The organism is Arthrobacter sp. TB 26 (assembly GCF_000427315.1).
GTDB lineage: Bacteria > Actinomycetota > Actinomycetes > Actinomycetales > Micrococcaceae > Arthrobacter.
The window spans coordinates 12878-30037 of the sequence record NZ_AUPJ01000536.1; the positions used below are offsets into that span (position 1 = coordinate 12878).

Sequence of the window (17160 nt, forward strand, 5' to 3'; positions counted from 1 at the left end):
GGTGGCCCGCCGAGGTGCCGATGAAGGTTCTCGGCATCGGCCAGCAGCTGGGCTGGCTGACCGGTAGGCTCTCCGCGTGAGTATCCCATCCCGCCCGTACTTCTACGCGCACCCGCGCGACGGCAAAAGCGTCCACGCATACACGAAAGAGGAGTGGGGGATCGGAGCCAGCTCCGGCGGCGGCAGGCAGTACGCGATCCGCTCCTTCGACTTCAGCCTCGCCGTCACGGCCCTGTTTGTCCCGGCGGCCCTGGCCTGCGCCGTCTTGGCGGTCGTTGCGGTGTTCAAGTTCCCTGCGATGGTCCTGGCGTTCCTGCTCTTCGGGCCGATCTTCGGACTTGGCGTTGTTCAGGGGTACTTCAACCTCAAGGCGGAATGGCGGGCATCGGCGCCTCTGTCCCGATCATCTCCTGGACTTTGTCGACGAGCCCGACGATGTCCCCGTCGACGCCTGCCTTGCCCGCTTCTCGGCTCTTCGTCCACCCCTTCTTGAATAGGATAAGTGCAGAGACGAAGCCTACTGCGGCCATCCACGTGTTTAGCGTCGGGTTGCTAGACAAGCCCATGAATAAAGATAAGGACACTCGCGGTTTCCTCCGCATCGGTGGGGTGCTTGATGCCGTATTCCATGTAGATTGTTTCCCAAGGAACCAGCCGCTTATTGACCCGGCTGAAGGCGTCCCACAAGAGCCGCCGCATGGTGCTTCCCAAGGGTGTGGCCATAATGCGGTCGTACCCGTTCGGCTTTGAGTTGTGAGTGAACTCCCGCTTCAACTTTCCTTTGCCAGACAAGCTCCGGCTGCCGGTCCAGCCGTGTCTGTGAGATCGAGTTGGTAACAACCTTGATGTCCACCGCCAGCAGAACGCCCACTAGGTAGGCGGCGAAACTGAGCACTCCCACGACCAGCAGCGGCGAAATGTACTCGCTCAGGGCGTTCATCCTCCCCATGAGCCCGTCTCTATGTTCCTTAGCCGGGATCGACTTACCCAGCAGAATCCACAGGCTTTGAAGCCACAGATACCCGGTGACCAAGGGAGTGCGCCCGTGGGGGCCCAATTTTCCGAATCCTATGGCGTTTGTTGAGCGTTTGCCCACTTTTCAAAAATTTGAGGGAGTTCATTGAGTTGTTCCGATGTAACTGTAACCACGTGAATTCCGTGACCACTGGCTAGCGCCAACTTCCGTTGGATTCTTGTCATGTACTTGGGGTCTTTGGGGAACCCCAAGGCCTCTACGAAAGTTCCGTCGATGAGACGCCAATCCGCCCTATACCCGCTCGTATTCAGGATCGGATCGTAGGGGTAGCGCGGCTCAGGGAGGTGGCCTATCCCGTTCTTGTGGAAGAAGTCGTCTATGTGACGCTCTAAGAGCGATCGACAAAGGTGTCCGTCTTTTGCGACTGTTAATGTTCCACGACTTGTTCGTAATCCATCTGACAGTAGCCCGGCTTCTTGAAGCCATTCTGACCACGAATAAATTTTCCGCACCGGTCTCGGTGCCTGGTCACCTGACCGGGGGATCAACATCCTGTAGATCATTAGCAGGTCCGCCTCCGGACTGGTGCTATTCGGCTCACTGTCGAGCTGTGCTCTGGCCGGGGAACCCGGTTCGAGTCCCACCTCGGGCACGTGTTTTCCCTGTTCAGAGGGGGTTTTGCTTTAAATGTGTACGTGACCCTCCGCGGGTCCCTCTGACTCTAGCCGCGGGCTGTGGCTGGCGCCGCGGTGGCCTTTGAAGTTGTGTCGGTGTCGGGTTCAGGGACCTGGCTGGTGGGCCCTACGCCAACTGGGATCTGTGTTTGTTGAACCTCCTTTCTGGTCCTTGGACGGTCCTGGTTGGCCTTCACCTATTCATGTCCCGGGGTTGTGGTGAAGACATGACTGGAGAGAAATTTCCTGAGGATTCTACTCTTCGGTTCGCGTCTTTCTGAGGCCGCGAGGGGAGGGCTTGGGGCCGAATATCCTCCCAAAGGGGTGTGGACAGTGCCCATACTGGTCTACAGGTGGTGGGTTTCCTCATCGGTGTCACTTCCCTACCTTTTCTGCCGTGCCGAGTTGTTGCAGCCCCGCGGGCCTCATCGGTGCTTTTTGTCGGTGGCCGATGCCTGGTTCGCTACTTCGAACAAAATGGCGGCGAGTACAGACGACTTCGAGCGCTCCCTGTCAGGAGCCGCCTGCACCAGCCCAGTACTTTCGCAGGTTCGTCTGGCGGTTCAGGCGATGCCGATGTAGCAGGTTGAACCGCACCCGGGGAGGAGTGCGGCGTTCCCGGGTGCGGACTTATTGAGGGTGTTCTGACAGGTACAGCCGCGCCCTCGCGATGAACCAGTCGACGGCTTCGGGGTTCGCCAGTGACCCGCGATTGACGGCTGTTTCCGGGCTGTGCCCGGCAAAGAGCTTCTTGACGGGCACCTCGATTTTTTTCGAGGCGTGGGTTACGGGTATGGCAGGGACGGCAATGATTTCGTCCGGGACATGTCTTGCTGACGTCAGTTGCCGGATCGTGCCGTTGATTTTGTTCTTGAGTTCTTCGGTCAGCTGGCACCCGGGCGCGAGGGCGACGAAGAGCGGCATGTAGTAGCCGCCGCCTGTCTGTTCGAGACCAATCACCATGGATTCGGTGACCTCCGGGACATGCTGCAACGCCGCATAAATGTCGGCGCTGCCGAGGCGGACACCGGACCGGTTAAGAGTTGCATCGGAGCGACCGTGAACGGCGAAACCGCCTGCGGGAGTTTCGGTGATCCAGTCTCCCTGGGTCCAGACGCCGGGGAATTTTTCGAAGTAGGAACCCCGGTATCTTGCCCCGGTTTCGTCGCCCCAGAAGAACACCGGCATGGACGGCATGGGGCGCGTGATGACCATTTCTCCCACTTCACCGATGACCCGTTGCCCGGAGTCGGACCAGGCTTCGACGGCCACACCCAGCAATGGCCCCTGGAGTTCGCCAAGATGAACGGGTTCCAGCGGGTTCGATCCGATGAAGCCGCTGCAGATGTCAGTGCCGCCGGTGTCGGAACCCAGGTGGACGTCCTGCTTGACCTGCTCGTGGACCCACAGCCAGGTGGAGTCAGGCAGCGGGGAGCCCGTGGAGAGGATGGAGCGCAGCTTCGAAAGATCCCAGGACCGGCCCGGTTCCAGACCTGATTTTTCGGCCAGGGAAAGATAGGCGGCGCCCGTGGCGAACATCGTCGCCCCGGTCCGGGCGATGATGTCGAACTGCCGGTCTTTACGCTTGTATGTGGGGGAGCCGGCATAAGTCACCACCGAGGCACCCGACATCAGGTTGTTGACCAGGGTGTTCCAGACCATCCACGACGTGTTTGCGGCGACGTAGTAGCGTTCCCCGGGGCCCATGTCCTGATTAAGGCCTGTCCCTTTGAGCGCTTCTAGGGTCATGCCGCCATGGCCGTGGACGATCCCCTTGGGCGCACCGGTCGTGCCGGAAGAGAAGAGGACCCAGAGCGGATGATCGAAGGACACACGCGCGTAGCCAGGCTCGGCAGGGTCGTTCAGCAGGGAACTGAAGTCGAGCCTGGCTGTGGGGACCGCAGTCTCTTGGCCGGTATTGCGCAGGAGGATGGTGTGCTCGAGTCCGGGCAGCCCGGTTTCAACGTCGGACAGGTGCTGGAGCCTGTCGAAGTCCTTTCCGTTGAACCGGTAGCCGTCGACGCCGATGAGCAGCTTTGGTTCGAGCTGGCGCAGGCGTTCCAGTGTCGCCGCGGGGGAGAGGTCGGGTGAGCTGATCGTCCAGACGGCTCCGATGGCGGCCGTTGCCAGCAGCCCGATGATTGCTTCCGGGACGTTGGGGAGCGCAGCGGCGACGCGGTCTCCGGATCCGATACCGAGTCGCCTAAGGTGGGCTGCCAGCGATGAGACCTGGGATTCCAGTTGGCGCCAGGTCAGTTCCGTGACCGAGTCGTCTTCCTGGATGGTCAGGATGGCCGTGGAATCGGCCAGGTCGGGGTCCCGTGCGTGGCGCAGCACGTTCTCGGCGAAGTTCAGTTTTGCGTTCGGGTACCACACCGCTCCCGGCATCCGCTCTTCAGCCAGTGCCGGTCCGTCGAATCCTTCTCCGATGACGTGGAAGTACTCCCGGACCGAGTCCCAGAATCCTGAGAGGTCATCGACCGACCATTGCCAGGTCTCCCGGTAGCTGGTGAGGTTGACGTTCCGGTGTTCGGCTACCCAGCTCATGAAATCCCAGAGCCGTGAGCTTTGCAGCTCCTCTGCGGTGGGCTTCCAGGTCACCGGGGGGCGCTCGGCCGCCGTGCTTTGGATTGACATCGTTGTCCTTTCTTCATGTATCGACGTATCAGCGGTGGGCGCTGCCCTTCGCCGCCCTGTCAGCCCAGCCTCGCGGCCGTATCCTCGGAGGCGAGGGAGAACAGTTCCACCAGCTCCGACAGGCCGTCCACGACGAAGTCGGGCCGTTGCTCCGGCGGGGCGGCCGCGGCGTCAGCGGCCGAGTGCGTTCCGGTGGTCACCAAGGCGCCCAGGGCACCGGCAGTACGGGCCATACTGCACTCGAGGGTAAGGTCGTCGCCGATGATGAGCATCCGCGACGGCGTGACCCGCAGCCGGTGGGCCAGGACGTTGATGGCCTCCTGCGAGGGCTTTCCCAGCACCCGGTAGGGCCGCCCGGTGACGTGGCTGAGGCCGGCCGCAATGAAGCCGGAAACTCCCACGTTCAGGCGCTCCTTGGAGGCGAAGGAAGGCGCATCTGAGGTGGCGTAGATCGCTGCGCCGGCCAGCACCGCCTCTGCCGCGGCCTGAAGTTTGTCCTTGCCGAAGTCGGTGTCCCATCCGATGACCACGGCGGCGGCGTTGGTGGGCTCACCGGCCAGGGCCCGGTCAATATCGACGAGGTTCAGTCCGCGGCGTTCAAAGTCGTCCCGGACGCCCCTGCCACCGAACACCAGGATCGGCCGGTCCTGGTAGAGGGTCTGCATTGTTTCCGCGGCGACGACGGCCGGAGTGAGAACTTCGTCGTCGCGGAGGTCCAGCCCGTGGGCTCGCAGGGACGCGCCGATCTGTGCCGGCGTCTGCATGGAGCCGTTGGTGAACGCTGCGACGCTGCGCCCTGTCCGGCGGACGAGTTCGATGGCTTCCCGCGCCCCGGGCAGCACATCGCCGCCGTGTCCGCTGGGTCCGTCCGAGAGGACCAGACAGCCGTCGATATCAAACATGACGCCGCGGACGTCCGCGAGCCGGGCCTGGAGTTCGTGCCGGTTCATGCGGTTTCTCCACCCTGTGAGCGGCGCAGTTCGACTTTTTCGGCGCCGCGGCTGACGGCCAGGTACTTCCACTTGGGGAGTTCATGGGCTGCCCTGATGAATTCCGCGATATTGGTGACCGGGGCGGGGGTCCGGTTGGCACCAGTTGGTGTCCACCGGGGCGCGGGGCCGGCGGCGAGCATGCCGTCGACTTGGTCTGCCGGGAGCACCATGCGCAGCAGCAGTTCCTCTTCGCTGAGCGGCCGGCTGAACTTCTGGCCGTACTCTTCGTGGAGTTCGGCCAGGGAGCGTTCTGTCGGGGGCTCGGCCAGTTCTTTGGCCCGGGGCAACTGGGACACTTTCTCCATCACCTCCGGGGCGATGTCCCCCTCTGGAGCACCGAAGTTGCCCAGGACGAACCTGACGACCTCGTCGGGGATGCGGCTGTAGCGGTCCTCGCCGGCTTTGATGGCCAGGACGTTCATCAGTGCCTGGCTTCCCACGAACTGGCTGAAAGGGGTGACCATGATGGGGTAGCCGAGGTCGGCCCTGACGCGCCCGGCCTCCTCGATGACTGCCGGCAGCTGATCAAGCATGCGCAGTTCGCCGAGCTGGCGCTTGAGCGTTGACATCATGCCGCCTGGGACCTGGTGTACGTGGGGGCTGAGGTCGTACTCGGTGGGGACACCGGCCGGGAGGCCTTGGGACTTGGCGATGGAGTAGAGGATGTCGGCGGCCGCGGCTGNGCTGCCGCTTCGCGGTTCACGTGGACAGGGATGCCGAGGGCGTCCAGGTTTCCAACGAGGTTTTCGAGGCCTGGCTGGGCGGTGCCGTTGGACAGGGGGCCGAGCCCGGTGTGGAGCACGTCGACGCCCAGTTCCGCGGCAACGAGGTACAGCTGGGAGGCGGCGCCCGTTGTGCAGTGGCTGTGCAGCTCCAGGGTTTTGGCTCCTGCCGCGGCGCGAAGGCCGGGGATGAGTTGACGGGTGCGTTCGACGGTCAGCAGGCCGCCGGGGTCCTTGAGGTAGACGGCATCGACAAATTCGCTGGCGCTGCAGAGGCCGGCGTTCCGGCTGTAGCTTTCGTCGGTGTGGACGGGGCTTTCGGTGAACGTCACCGCCGCGACGACCTGTTCGATCCCTTCCTCTTTAGCCCATTGCGCCACCCGCAGGAGGGACTCGACGTCGTTCATGGGTTCGGCAATCTGGAGCCTGCGTAGTCCGTGGGAGGCCATCAGGCGCAGCGCCATTCGCATCACGGTTTCGGAGGCTTTGTCCCAGGACATAAAACGCATGCCGGTGGTGATGGCAGAGAGCGGCGTATTGGGCATGACTTCCCGCATGCGGGAGATGCGTTCCCAGGGGTTTTCCCGGTGCCACTTCACTCCCATGGACAGGTTGGTTGAGCTGGTGAAATCGATGGCGTCGTAGCCCACCTGGTCAAGGAGGGGGCCAACGGCTTCGACCATGCCGGTGGTAAGCCCGGTTGCGCCCCAAAGGCTTTGGTTGCCGTCGCGCAGGCTGGTATCGACCAAACGGATGGTCTTTTGATGCTTCGAAGGCTGGTCCCTGGCCTCGGCCCGGGTTTGCGGGGTTGCGGTTGCGGTCATTTGACGGCCTCCTTCAGTTGGGCGTTACGCTGCTCCCAGGCGGGTGCGAACCATGAGGTGCTAACCCCTCCCTGGATGAAGTCGGGGTGGGACAGGACAAATTCGTGCAGGGGGAGGGTGGTCTTGACCCCTTCCAGGACGACTGCGTCTGCGGCCGAGCGCAGGGCTTCCACGGCGGCGCTGCGGCTGTGGGCGCGGACTATCAGCTTCGCCATGAGACTGTCGTAGAAAGGCGGGAACGCATACCCCTCCCGGATATGGGTATCGACACGGATGCCGGGTCCGTCGGGCCAGTGCACGTCGGTGATCAGGCCAGGATTGGGCCGGAAATCATTGTCCGGGTCCTCGGCGTTGATCCGCACCTCAATCGCAACCGCCGGCGGGACGGGCGGCACGTCCGGAAGTCCGGGGTTCTGCCCGAGGGCGAGGCGCAGCTGGGCGGCGACAAGGTCGATGCCGAATGCTTCCTCCGTGACAGGGTGCTCGACCTGGATGCGGGCGTTCATCTCCAGGAACACCACGTCTTCGGATTCGGTGTCGACGAGGAATTCGACGGTTCCGGCACCGCGGTACCGGAGGGCTTGAACGAGCGCGCGGGAGGCATCGTGCAGCACCGACCGGCGGGACTCCGAAAGCCCGGGTGCGGGGCATTCCTCGATGAGTTTCTGGTGTCTGCGTTGCACCGAGCAGTCGCGGTCCCCGAATATCTGGACGCCGCCGTCTCCGTCGCCAAATACCTGCACTTCCACGTGCCGCGCCGCGGGGTAGAAACGTTCCAGATACAGGGAGCCGTTTCCGAACGCCGCCTGGGCCTCTGCTGCGGCTTGGGGTGCCAAGTCCGCCAATTCAGCGGAATCGCGTACGAGGCGGATGCCGCGCCCGCCTCCGCCGTGGACGGCCTTGATCAGCAGCGGGTAGCCGATGGCGTCGCCGAGTGCTGCGGCAGCGGCCGGGTCATCGATTTCAGCGGCGACGGCCACCGGGACTCCGGCCGCGACAGCAACGCGGCGTGCGCTGCTTTTGTCGCCGACTGCGCGGAGTGTTTCCGGTCGCGGGCCGACGAAGGCAATCTTCTCGGCTTCGAGGAGTTCGGCGAGTTCGGGTTGTTCGCTGAGGAATCCGTAGCCGGGATGGACGACGTCAGCTCCCGCGTGTACGGCAGCTTCGGCGATGTACTCCGGCCGGAGGTACGACAGGCCGGCCTGTGCGGGTCCTATGACGATGACCCGGTCCGCCAGGCGCGCGGCCAATGAGTTGGTGTCGGCGGCGCTTGCGGCCAGTACCGGGCTGGCGCCGATCCTCCGGGCCGCGGCGATGATGCGGACTGCGATTTCGCCCCGGTTGGCAACCAGGACTATCGGTTTGTTCACTTCCTGCGGTCCGTTCACGGCGAAGCTTCTTCGGCGATGACCGCCAGCGGCTGGCCGAATTCGACCTGGGCGTTGTCCGCGACCAGGAATTCGGTCAGGGTACCCACAGCGCCGGCGGTGACCGGGTTCATCAGTTTCATGACCTCGATGATGCCGATTGTGGTATGCGGCCCCACGGTAGCCCCCGGTTCGACGAAGGGAGGCGCTCCGGGGGAGGGGCTGCGATAGAAGACGCCGATGATCGGGGCAGTAACCACGGTGCCGGTAGAGGCGGGCTGGGCGGGAGCCGGGACCGCAGGCGCGGTTTCAGGCACGGCGGGGGCCGCTGGGGGCACAGCTGCGTGGGCAGTCCCGTTCGTTGACGGCGCGAGGGACTGCGGCGGTGTCATAGCCATTGGAGAAGTGACGGGCATGTCTGCCGAGCGTGAGAGGCGGACGGAGACGTCGCCGAACTCCACGGCGGCGGACTCGTAGGCGCCGTCGTCGAGCTGGGTGACGAGGTCCAGGACATCCTGCCAGCTCGGTGTGGACGGGGTGCTCATTTGGTACTGCCTTTCGCTGCGGCGGTAACGAACCCAAGCAGGTTGGACGTTGCCTTGGTGGTGTTCTTGCCTTTTTCTTCTTTGCGCTTCTTCCAGTTGGTTTCCGGGCGTGACTGCAGCAGCATGACCTTGGGAGTGCCGTCGGCGTCGTGCTCCAGCGCCCATTCGATGTCCTGCGGGCAGCCGTAGTGCTTCTCTACGCGCAGGGCGATGTCGGCCAATTGCATCAATTCCGGTTCGCTGAGACAGGCCACCTTGCGGCGGGAATCCTCTACATCCCGGAGTTCGACGCCGACGCCGCCGGGGGCTGGAACGTATTCGTGGGCCTTGGATGCGATGCGGGTACTGGTCAGGGTGGGCCCGATTTTGTTCAGCCAATACTCGTCGGGGGTCACTTCACCGGAAACGACGGCCTGTCCAAGTCCCCAGCTGGCGTTGATGGCGATAACCGACCGGTCACCCGTGCGCGGGCTGACGGTGAAGGTGACGCCGGCGACGTCGGCGTGGGCCATCAGCTGAACGGCCACGGCGATTTTGGAGGCATCCGAGGCTTCCGCGGCCGACATTCCGGAGCGGTAGGCGATGGCCTGCGGCGTGTACAGACTGGCCCAGCATTCACGGACCTTGGCGATAACGTCATCTTCACCCACGACCCACAGGTAGGTTTCCTGCTGGCCGGCGAAGCTGGCGGCGTCGCCGTCTTCGTCCGTCGCCGAGGAGCGTACCGCGACCGGAATGCGGTCGGCGTCGCCGACGCCGCGCCGCTGTGCGGTCTGCCGCGAGAGCTCCAGGTACGTTTCCCGGATCTCCTGCTCGATGGCGGGCGGCAGTTCGCGGCCCAGGATCAGCTCGACTGCTTCGTCGTGCGCCTGCTGCAGGGAATCATTGTTTTGAGCGTCGGCTCCGAGCACAATCCGCAGCAGCTGCTGACGAAGGTCCGAGGCGTCCCGGTAGTCCTCATAAGCGTCCACGGTGACAGCGAAGCCGTCCGGCACGGGCAATCCGGCCTGAACCATTTCGCCCAGACTGGCGCACTTGCCGCCAACCAGCGGCCGGTCGGTGCTGCTTAGCTCGTTGAATTTCCTTGTGTACTTTCCCACGGTGTTCTTCTTTCTGGGGTGGGTGTCGGTTCCGCCGGCAGCTTGTGTGATCGGCTGCCGGCGGGTGATTGTGGTTGCGGGGCCAAGGGGCCCGTGCCTCTATCAGACGTCGGTGGACTCATCGAGGATGGTGACCGTTCCGGCGTCGCCGTCGACGCGGATCAGCTGGCCGGTCTTAATCGTGGATGTGCCGAATCCGGTCCCGACAACCGCCGGCAGGCCGTATTCGCGCGAGACGATGGCCGCGTGGCACATGATGCCGCCAATATCGCTCACTGCGCCGCGGATGCGCCCGAATACAGGTGTCCAGCTGGGGCTTGTCACGGGGGAGACAAGGATTTCGCCTTCCTGCACGGTGTCCAGCTGGTCGGGACGGAGCACTACGCGCGCACGGCCCTCGGCGATTCCGGGGGATCCGGCGAACCCGGTCAGATGTGTCCGGCTGCTGCCGCCGTCCTGGGCCGTAAGCCATCGTTCGACGGTCTCCGGTGTGATGCCCCAGAGCATGATGGTCAGCGGCTCGTTGACCTCGCCGGGTACCGGGCCCAGGGCCGGCGGCGGGTTCCAGTTGCTGAGAGCTTCGTAGATTTCCTTGCGGCGCTTGATGATCTCGGGCCAGTGATAACCGCCCTGGGGTTTACCGCCGGCAGCCCAGGCCATCTGCAGGTCCACGATGGCTTCTTCGACTTCGGCCCGGCGCAGGAAGAAGATGTCTTCAACATCGTCCCAGAAGCCCCACGTCTGCAGTAGCGTGCTGAATTCGCGGGCCTTGTTCCAGAAATTCGTCAGGAACCAGTGCTCGACATAGAAGTTGTGGTTCTCCACGTAGGGGAAAACCGTCCGGGACAGGCCAAGGGCCGCATCGAAGGCCGGCAGGTCGTCCTCGTCTAGGTGCGAGCGGTAGTGCTCGACCAGTTCGTCACGTTCCGCCTGGAGCTTATCCAGTGGCCTTCGCAGGTCGTCGCCACCGCGCAGACGGACGATGTAGTCTCCGATCGCCTGGATGGGGAGGCGGAGGTCGTCGATCCAGCTGCGGTGGGAGTGGTACATGCCGGACCCGTACGAGAAGTTGAACCACGGGTCTTTGCTTTCGTCGAGGGAGGCCAGCCACGCTTTGCCGGCCTCGGAGTCTCCGAGGCTGCTGAGCAGGTCTTCTTCATTGTTGGCGGCTTGGACGAGGTCGCCGACACCGAGTTCCTCGGCCTTCCGGGCCAGAGCCCGAAGTTCGTCATCGGGGCGGAACAGCAGCACGTCGACGCCGCTGACCATGCGGGAGATGGTCTGGTCATCGATCTCCGGGAAGTGCTCCTTGCACAGGGTCAGGAACTGAAGGTAGGCGGCGTAGCCCAGGTTCAGGAATTCCGAATGCAGGGTCCAGATCTGGTCGCCGTGCTCCAGCAGCCGGTGGTAGGCGGACAGGAGCAAGTTGCCCTGGCTGGGTCCGCGGTCTGCAGTGACGCGCTCGATGGCCTCGAACTCAGACAGCGGCGGAATTTCCAGCTCATGGACGGCCCGGATGGCGCCTGTGACACGGCCTTCCCATTCGGCGTAGAGGGTGTCCCAGTTCTCAAAGTAGTAGCCCGCCCGCTTGCCGAATTCCTCAGCCCGTCGTGCCTGTTCCTCGTCGTCCGGACTGGGAATCGTGGACATGTAGGTGTAGCCGTTGATAACGCGAACGTCGAGGCCCTTGGCGGGGGGCAGCGCAAACACGCGGGTGTTCGTCACTCCGGTCCCGGTGAAGGCACCGTCGATGGTGACCTGGTCAAACGGATAGGAGACTTCCGGGTAGTGCAGTGAGTTCCGGAACCACGTCTTGGCAGAGTCTTCCGCGCGGCGCGTGGGCAGGAAACGGTTGTGGTACGCGTACATCTCCTCCCACCCTTCGGCTCCCTCGGGTGTCTCGATCTCGTAGGGATCCGGGAAACTGCGTTCCTGCGGTCCGTTCTGCACTGGAACGGAGTTTTCGTTCAATTCGCTGTCCGTGGTGGTCATGACTGCTCCTTTGCGTCCATGGGTGTCCGGGTGACAGGGGGACTGATTTCCAGTGTGGGAGGGTGTGACTCCAATCACCACCCATCTTTTCACTGAGCGAAAAGAATTTTTGCGCCCAAGCGTATTTACAACCGACAGGAGGGTAGGAATCAGAGAGTTTTCATCAGGTGAAATGGAGGCTAGAGTGGCCGTGACAGCAGGAAGGGGCCGCGACGTGAGGAGGGATATGGCACGCGCAGATGCAGTTCCGCCGGGGAAATCAGTCACGGAGCGCGCCTTTGCCGTGCTCATGTCCTTCGATATGGCGCACCGGCAGATGACCCTGTCGCAGATTTCCCGCCGGAGCGGGCTGCCCGTGGCGACCACCTTCCGCCTCCTCAATCACCTCGAAGCCATCTCGGCGGTCCAGCGGGATCCAGCCGGCCGCTACGCCATCGGCCCGAAAATCTGGCAACTGGGAATCCTTGCACCCACGCACGACGTCATCGGCATGGGAACCCGCCCTCTTCTGCTTCGTCTTGCGACAAAATCCGGGATGATGGTCCGTGTGTTCGTCTGCAACGGAGAGCAGGCGCTCTGCTTGGAAGAGGTTTTGGCCAATGGTGCCAGCGCGCCGGGCAGCGGGCCTGGAATGACCCTGCCCCTGGTCGATTCTGCCGCCGGACATATCCTCATGGGAGGGATGACCCCGGCAGCCAGGAGCTCCATGCCCTTGACGCGTGCCCAATTTGTTCGCGTGGAGGAGAGCATCACTGCTGCCATGGAACAAGGTTGGGCGAGGCGGTCTGACGTCGCTGGGCACGTCGAATATGCCGTACCGATCCGGGCTGAAGGCCGGCCGCCCATGGCACTGTCCCTGAGTACACCGCCGACGGATTCAGCCGCCACCAGGCCCACGGCTTCCATTGAGTCGATGATCCCCGAGATGAGGGGAGCCGCCCACAGCCTTGCGGTCATCCTGGCATCTGTGCCGGATCCCAGCGGATCCCAGGCGCCTGGGACCGACCCGCCGGCCGCAGGAACCAGCAAAAGGGACGCCGGCGATGAGTGAGGAGCCTTATAAAAGCTCGGCGAAATCCGTCACCGCGAGGGCCTTGGCCGTACTCGCCGCGTTCGATGTCGAAAATCCGCTGCTCACCCTCAGTCAGCTCGCCCGCAGGGCCGGGCTGCCGGTGGCGACCGTATACCGTCTTGCCGGTGAGCTCGAAGACGGACGTTTCCTTGACCGGGACAGCGCTGGCCGGTACGGGCTGGGGGTGCGGCTGTGGGAGATGGGCCTGCTCACGCCTGTCCATGGCCGGCTGCGGGAAACAGCCATGCCGTTCCTGCTCAACCTGCAGTACGAGTGCCGTGAAACCGTTCAGCTGGCCGTCTGTGACGGAACGAATGCCATCTACGTGGAAAAACTTACGTCCGAAGTTTCCGTTCCTATCCAGAGCCGCATCGGTGCCCGCATCCCCCTCCATGCCACGGGCGTCGGCAAAGCATTGCTCGCATTCAGCCCGGAGGCCTTTACGGACGCAATACTCGCCATGCCCTTCACCCAATACACGCCGGAAACCATCACGGACCGGAGAACGATGTCACGACAGCTGGCACAAATCCGCCAGCGCGGCTACGCCCAGAGCCACCAGGAATACCAGCTTGGATCGACTTCCATCGCTGCTCCCGTCCTGGTGGACGGCACCGTCCAGGCAGCAATCGGAATTGTCAGCTACACGCTCAGGACCGACCTGACCCGGTACGCGCCCGCCCTGCTGCGCGCCGCGGACGGGCTGGCCCGTCGTCTGGAAACCGCGGCCGGAACAGCCTATCCGAGCATCAGCGATCGCATCTCAGGAAGCGACGTTCACGGCGGTGACCCAATGCCGCCGCAAGCATCCTAAACCGCTCCCCGGCAGAGCCACAGCAGGGTGTGGCTTGTCACGGCTTTTCCCAAGGAGGAACGACCTATGCCGTACGAGCCCCACGTCGAGGTTGAACTGCTGGTGGCCATTGGCGCGCACGTCCATGGCCACATCGGAGCCCTGGACCCGGTTGCCGCGACGGTCCGATGCCCGGCCGGGCAAAGAGGCAGCCATGGCTGGCGGTAGCCGTGATCCCGGGAGGGGTGTCACCTCCAAGGTGTTTGCCATCCTAGAGGTCTTCGAAAAGTCCGACGGGGCGCTCACCATGGCGGAGATTGCGTCACAGTCCGGTCTTCCTGTGAGCACCACCCACCGATTGGTGCAGGACATTGTTGAATGGGGAATGCTGGAGCGCACCAGTACCGGGCGGTACCAGGTAGGCATTCGCTTGTGGGAGCTGGCGCAGAAGGCGGGGCGCCAACTGCGGGAGGCCGCACGGCCCTGGATCCAGGATCTGTTCGCTCTCACCGGCGAGACGGTCCTGATAACTGTGCGCCAGGAGCGGGATTCCCTGGTGGTTGACCGTGCGCACGGCGCTAAGAGGGCCGCCCGCACGTCCCGTGTCGGTTCGCGCCTTCCGCTCCACAGCACGGCCATGGGAAAGGTTCTGCTCGCCTATGAGGAGGAATGGGTCCGCCAGTCCTACCTGCAGGGCCCTCTGGCTCAACTGACGCCAGCCACGCACACCAACCCGCAGCGATTGATCGAGGAGCTGGCCCAGATCTGCGAACAGGGGTATGCGCTGAGCATCGAGGAGGTGCGGCAGGGAGCGTGCGCGATCGCGGTCCCCGTTTTTCACACCGGACGCATCGGAGCCAGTCTTGGGATTGTGACCGACGCCAAGAATGCACCGCACCTCAAACGCTACCTGCCTGCACTTTTAGGCACCTCCGCGCAGATCGAAAGGGCAACGCGGCGGATCCCCTTGGAGACCTTGCTGGGTGCCGCACGCTAATGTGCCGGAGAATCCGGATTCGGGTCCGCGGACAGGGACAGCTGCTATTCGTTCTCACTGAGTGAAAAAGTATGGGGCGGAATAGAAACTTCCCGGTGCAGACTGGTCAGCAGACCGCGTGACGCGGATCACGTAGACACTTCAGCAAAGGAGCTGACATGACAGAGTCCATCGTTGCACCGGAATCCTCGGGTTGCCCGTTCGGCCACGGCGCAGAGGCCCCTGCCGGCCATCACGGCTACGAGCCATTCGCGCAGAAGAACCCTTTCCCGGCCTACGCCGAACTCCGGGCCGAGCAGCCCGTGATGTTCGACGAGCGGGTCGGCCTCTACGTTGTCTCCCGCTACGACGACATCCGGGCCGTCTTCGACGAGTGGGAGACGTTTTCCAGCGAAAATGCCCAGGCGCCCGTTCGGGAGCGCGGTGCCGCTGCGAAGAAAATCATGGAGGAAGGAGGGTTCACCGCATATTCCGGTCTTTCCGCCCGTGTCCCGCCGGAACACACGCGGATCCGTGGCATCGTCCAGAAGGCTTTCACGCCGCGCCGCTACCAGGCACTGGAGCCCTTCATCCGCCAGAACGTGGTCCATCTGGTCACAAACATGCTTGCCCGCCCCGAACGCCGCGGCGACTTGTTCCGCGATCTGGCTGTGGACCTGCCTACCATCACGATCCTCACGCTTATCGGGGCGGATGTGGCCATGATCCCGAGCTACAAGCGCTGGTCCGACTCCCGGGCCGCCATGACCTGGGGCAATCTGAGCGACGAGGAGCAGATCCCGCACGCCCACAACCTGGTGGAGTACTGGCAGGAATGTCAGCGGCTGGTCGAGGTGGCCCACGAGGAGGCCGGCGACAGCCTGACCGCAGACCTGGTCAAGGCGCAGTCCGAGGGTGCGGAACTGAGTGATCACGAGATTGCCTCCGTCCTGTACTCGTTGCTCTTCGCCGGCCACGAGACCACCACCACTCTGATCGCCAACATCTTCCGCCTCGTCTTGGATCGCCGTGAGGACTGGTCGCGCCTCATCGAGGATCCCAAGAAGATCCCCGCCGCGATCGAAGAGGTCCTGCGCTATTCGGGATCAATCGTCGCCTGGCGGCGCAAGGCGCTTAGGGACGCTGTGGTCGGTGGGGTGGAGATTCCCAAGGGTTCAGGACTGTTGCTGCTCCTGGGCTCGGCGAATCGTGACGAGTCAAAGTTTCCCGACGGTGAGGCTTTCGATATCGACCGGAAAAACGCCCGTGAGCACCTCTCCTTCGGTTTCGGTATCCACTACTGCCTGGGCAACAAGCTTGCCAAGCTCCAGGCGAAGATCGCCGTGGAAGAGGTTGTCCGGCTGGCGCCCCAGCTGCAGGTCATGAATGCCGATGACATCAAGTTCCGCGAGAATCTGTCCTTCCGCGTCCCCGAGACCGTCCCCGTCAGCTGGAAGGCCTGAGAAATATGCAAAGCAACGAATACATCCAGTTCTTCGACGGCGGCATCGAACCGAAGCTGGAAAACCTCGGCGGCAAGGGCGCCTCCCTGGTCACCATGACCTCCGCCGGCATGCCCGTCCCGCCCGGCTTCGTGGTCACCACCGCCCAGTTCGACGCCTTTATGGAGGAAGCCGGCATCACCCGGCACATTCACCAGCTCCTGGCCGATCTTGACCCCGAGGACATGGGCCAGGTGGACAAGGTCTCCGCCGCCATCCGCGAGGACATCTGCTCCCGCCCGGTGCCGCAAGCGATGCGCGAGCTCACCGTCGGCGCCTACGAGGCCCTGATGTCCCGCTTCGAGGCACCCGTCCCGGTGGCCGTGCGCTCCAGCGCCACCGCCGAGGACCTCCCGGACGCCTCCTTCGCCGGACAGCAGGACACCTACCTCTGGCTCGACGGCGTCAAGGCCGTCACTGAGCACATCCGGCAGTGCTGGGCCTCGCTGTTCACCTCCCGCGCCATCATTTACCGGCTAAAAAACAACATCCCCAACGAGGGCCTCTCGATGGCCGTCGTGGTGCAGAAGATGGTCAACGCCCGCGTCTCCGGCGTCGCGATCACCATGGACCCCACCAACGGCGACCGCTCCAAGATCACCATCGACTCCTCCTACGGGGTCGGCGAGATGGTGGTCTCCGGCCAGGTCACCCCGGACAACATCATGCTGGACAAGGTCACCCTGACCGTCATCTCCGAACACCTCGGCGACAAGCACGCAGAGCTCGTCCCGGACGCCGCGGCCGGCCGCCTGGTGGAGCGGGAGGTCGACGCCGAACGCCGCGGCCGCCGCAGCCTCAGCGACGCGGAACTCACCGCCGTCGCGCAGATGGCCAAGCGCGCGGAGAAGCACTACAAGTGCCCGCAGGACATCGAGTGGGCCCTCGACACCGACCTGCCCGACGGCGAAAACCTGCTCCTGCTGCAGTCCCGGCCGGAAACCGTGCACTCCTCCAAACCGGCCGTGGTCACGCAAACAGTCCCGTC

General features: G+C 63.8%; 16 protein-coding genes and 1 pseudogene (1 of these 17 running past the window's edge). 8 read left to right on the top strand and 9 right to left on the bottom strand.

Annotated features, from left to right (window positions below; genetic code table 11):
* Nucleotides 1-80, top strand: a pseudogene (locus K789_RS26840) (DUF6884 domain-containing protein) (it extends 234 nt beyond the left edge of the window).
* Entirely contained in the window at nucleotides 77-493 is a 417-nt protein-coding gene (locus tag K789_RS25275) for a hypothetical protein (RefSeq protein ID WP_128081692.1), read from the top strand. The pseudogene K789_RS26840 and the gene K789_RS25275 overlap by 4 nt, the downstream one beginning before the upstream one ends.
* A gap of 165 nt (nucleotides 494-658) precedes the next feature.
* Here K789_RS25275 and K789_RS26340 read toward each other — a convergent pair whose 3' ends face one another.
* From K789_RS26340 to K789_RS0121070, 9 genes are all read right to left on the bottom strand, one after another.
* Nucleotides 659-940, bottom strand: a complete 282-nt coding sequence (locus tag K789_RS26340; protein ID WP_128081693.1) for a hypothetical protein — start codon at nucleotides 938-940, stop codon at nucleotides 659-661.
* Between the two features lie 1340 nt (nucleotides 941-2280).
* The gene (locus K789_RS0121040; RefSeq protein ID WP_024368473.1) at nucleotides 2281-4287 is read right to left on the bottom strand and encodes an acetoacetate--CoA ligase; all 2007 of its coding nucleotides are present in this window, start codon (nucleotides 4285-4287) and stop codon (nucleotides 2281-2283) included.
* 59 nt (nucleotides 4288-4346) lie between these two features.
* Nucleotides 4347-5237 carry an HAD-IIA family hydrolase gene (locus tag K789_RS0121045; RefSeq protein ID WP_024368474.1) on the bottom strand — a complete coding sequence of 297 codons (891 nt, stop codon included), beginning with the start codon at nucleotides 5235-5237 and terminating at the stop codon, nucleotides 4347-4349.
* The gene (locus K789_RS24240; RefSeq protein ID WP_084507750.1) at nucleotides 5234-5851 is read right to left on the bottom strand and encodes a hypothetical protein; all 618 of its coding nucleotides are present in this window, start codon (nucleotides 5849-5851) and stop codon (nucleotides 5234-5236) included. The genes K789_RS0121045 and K789_RS24240 overlap by 4 nt, the downstream gene beginning before the upstream one ends.
* Nucleotides 5848-6825, bottom strand: coding sequence for a hypothetical protein (locus K789_RS24245; protein WP_051181210.1), 978 nt, complete (start codon nucleotides 6823-6825; stop codon nucleotides 5848-5850). Before K789_RS24245 ends, K789_RS24240 begins: the two co-directional genes overlap by 4 nt.
* Nucleotides 6822-8213: an acetyl-CoA carboxylase biotin carboxylase subunit gene (locus K789_RS0121055; RefSeq protein ID WP_128081694.1), complete on the bottom strand. Its 1392-nt coding sequence runs from the start codon at nucleotides 8211-8213 to the stop codon at nucleotides 6822-6824. The genes K789_RS24245 and K789_RS0121055 overlap by 4 nt, the downstream gene beginning before the upstream one ends.
* Nucleotides 8210-8737: an acetyl-CoA carboxylase biotin carboxyl carrier protein gene (locus tag K789_RS0121060; protein ID WP_024368476.1), complete on the bottom strand. Its 528-nt coding sequence runs from the start codon at nucleotides 8735-8737 to the stop codon at nucleotides 8210-8212. The genes K789_RS0121055 and K789_RS0121060 overlap by 4 nt, the downstream gene beginning before the upstream one ends.
* Nucleotides 8734-9837 (bottom strand): PEP/pyruvate-binding domain-containing protein, encoded by a 1104-nt coding sequence (locus tag K789_RS0121065; RefSeq protein WP_024368477.1) that lies wholly within the window; start codon nucleotides 9835-9837, stop codon nucleotides 8734-8736. The genes K789_RS0121060 and K789_RS0121065 overlap by 4 nt, the downstream gene beginning before the upstream one ends.
* Before the next feature lie 102 nt (nucleotides 9838-9939).
* Nucleotides 9940-11829, bottom strand: a complete 1890-nt coding sequence (locus K789_RS0121070; protein ID WP_024368478.1) for a PEP-utilizing enzyme — start codon at nucleotides 11827-11829, stop codon at nucleotides 9940-9942.
* A gap of 226 nt (nucleotides 11830-12055) precedes the next feature.
* Between K789_RS0121070 and K789_RS24250 the strand changes: the two genes are divergently transcribed.
* The 6 genes from K789_RS24250 to K789_RS0121100 all read left to right on the top strand — a co-directional run.
* Complete coding sequence (locus K789_RS24250; protein ID WP_157835705.1) at nucleotides 12056-12880, top strand: IclR family transcriptional regulator; 825 nt, start codon at nucleotides 12056-12058, stop codon at nucleotides 12878-12880.
* Nucleotides 12873-13715 (top strand): IclR family transcriptional regulator, encoded by an 843-nt coding sequence (locus tag K789_RS0121080; protein WP_024368480.1) that lies wholly within the window; start codon nucleotides 12873-12875, stop codon nucleotides 13713-13715. The genes K789_RS24250 and K789_RS0121080 overlap by 8 nt, the downstream gene beginning before the upstream one ends.
* 66 nt (nucleotides 13716-13781) lie before the next feature.
* The gene (locus tag K789_RS25530; RefSeq protein ID WP_157835706.1) at nucleotides 13782-13922 is read left to right on the top strand and encodes a hypothetical protein; all 141 of its coding nucleotides are present in this window, start codon (nucleotides 13782-13784) and stop codon (nucleotides 13920-13922) included.
* Entirely contained in the window at nucleotides 13909-14691 is a 783-nt protein-coding gene (locus K789_RS0121090; RefSeq protein WP_029705595.1) for an IclR family transcriptional regulator, read from the top strand. Before K789_RS25530 ends, K789_RS0121090 begins: the two co-directional genes overlap by 14 nt.
* Before the next feature lie 158 nt (nucleotides 14692-14849).
* Nucleotides 14850-16133 (top strand): cytochrome P450, encoded by a 1284-nt coding sequence (locus K789_RS0121095; protein ID WP_024368481.1) that lies wholly within the window; start codon nucleotides 14850-14852, stop codon nucleotides 16131-16133.
* 5 nt (nucleotides 16134-16138) lie between these two features.
* Nucleotides 16139-17160 (top strand): PEP/pyruvate-binding domain-containing protein (locus K789_RS0121100; RefSeq protein ID WP_024367960.1); only part of this gene is annotated, 1022 nt, incomplete at its 3' end.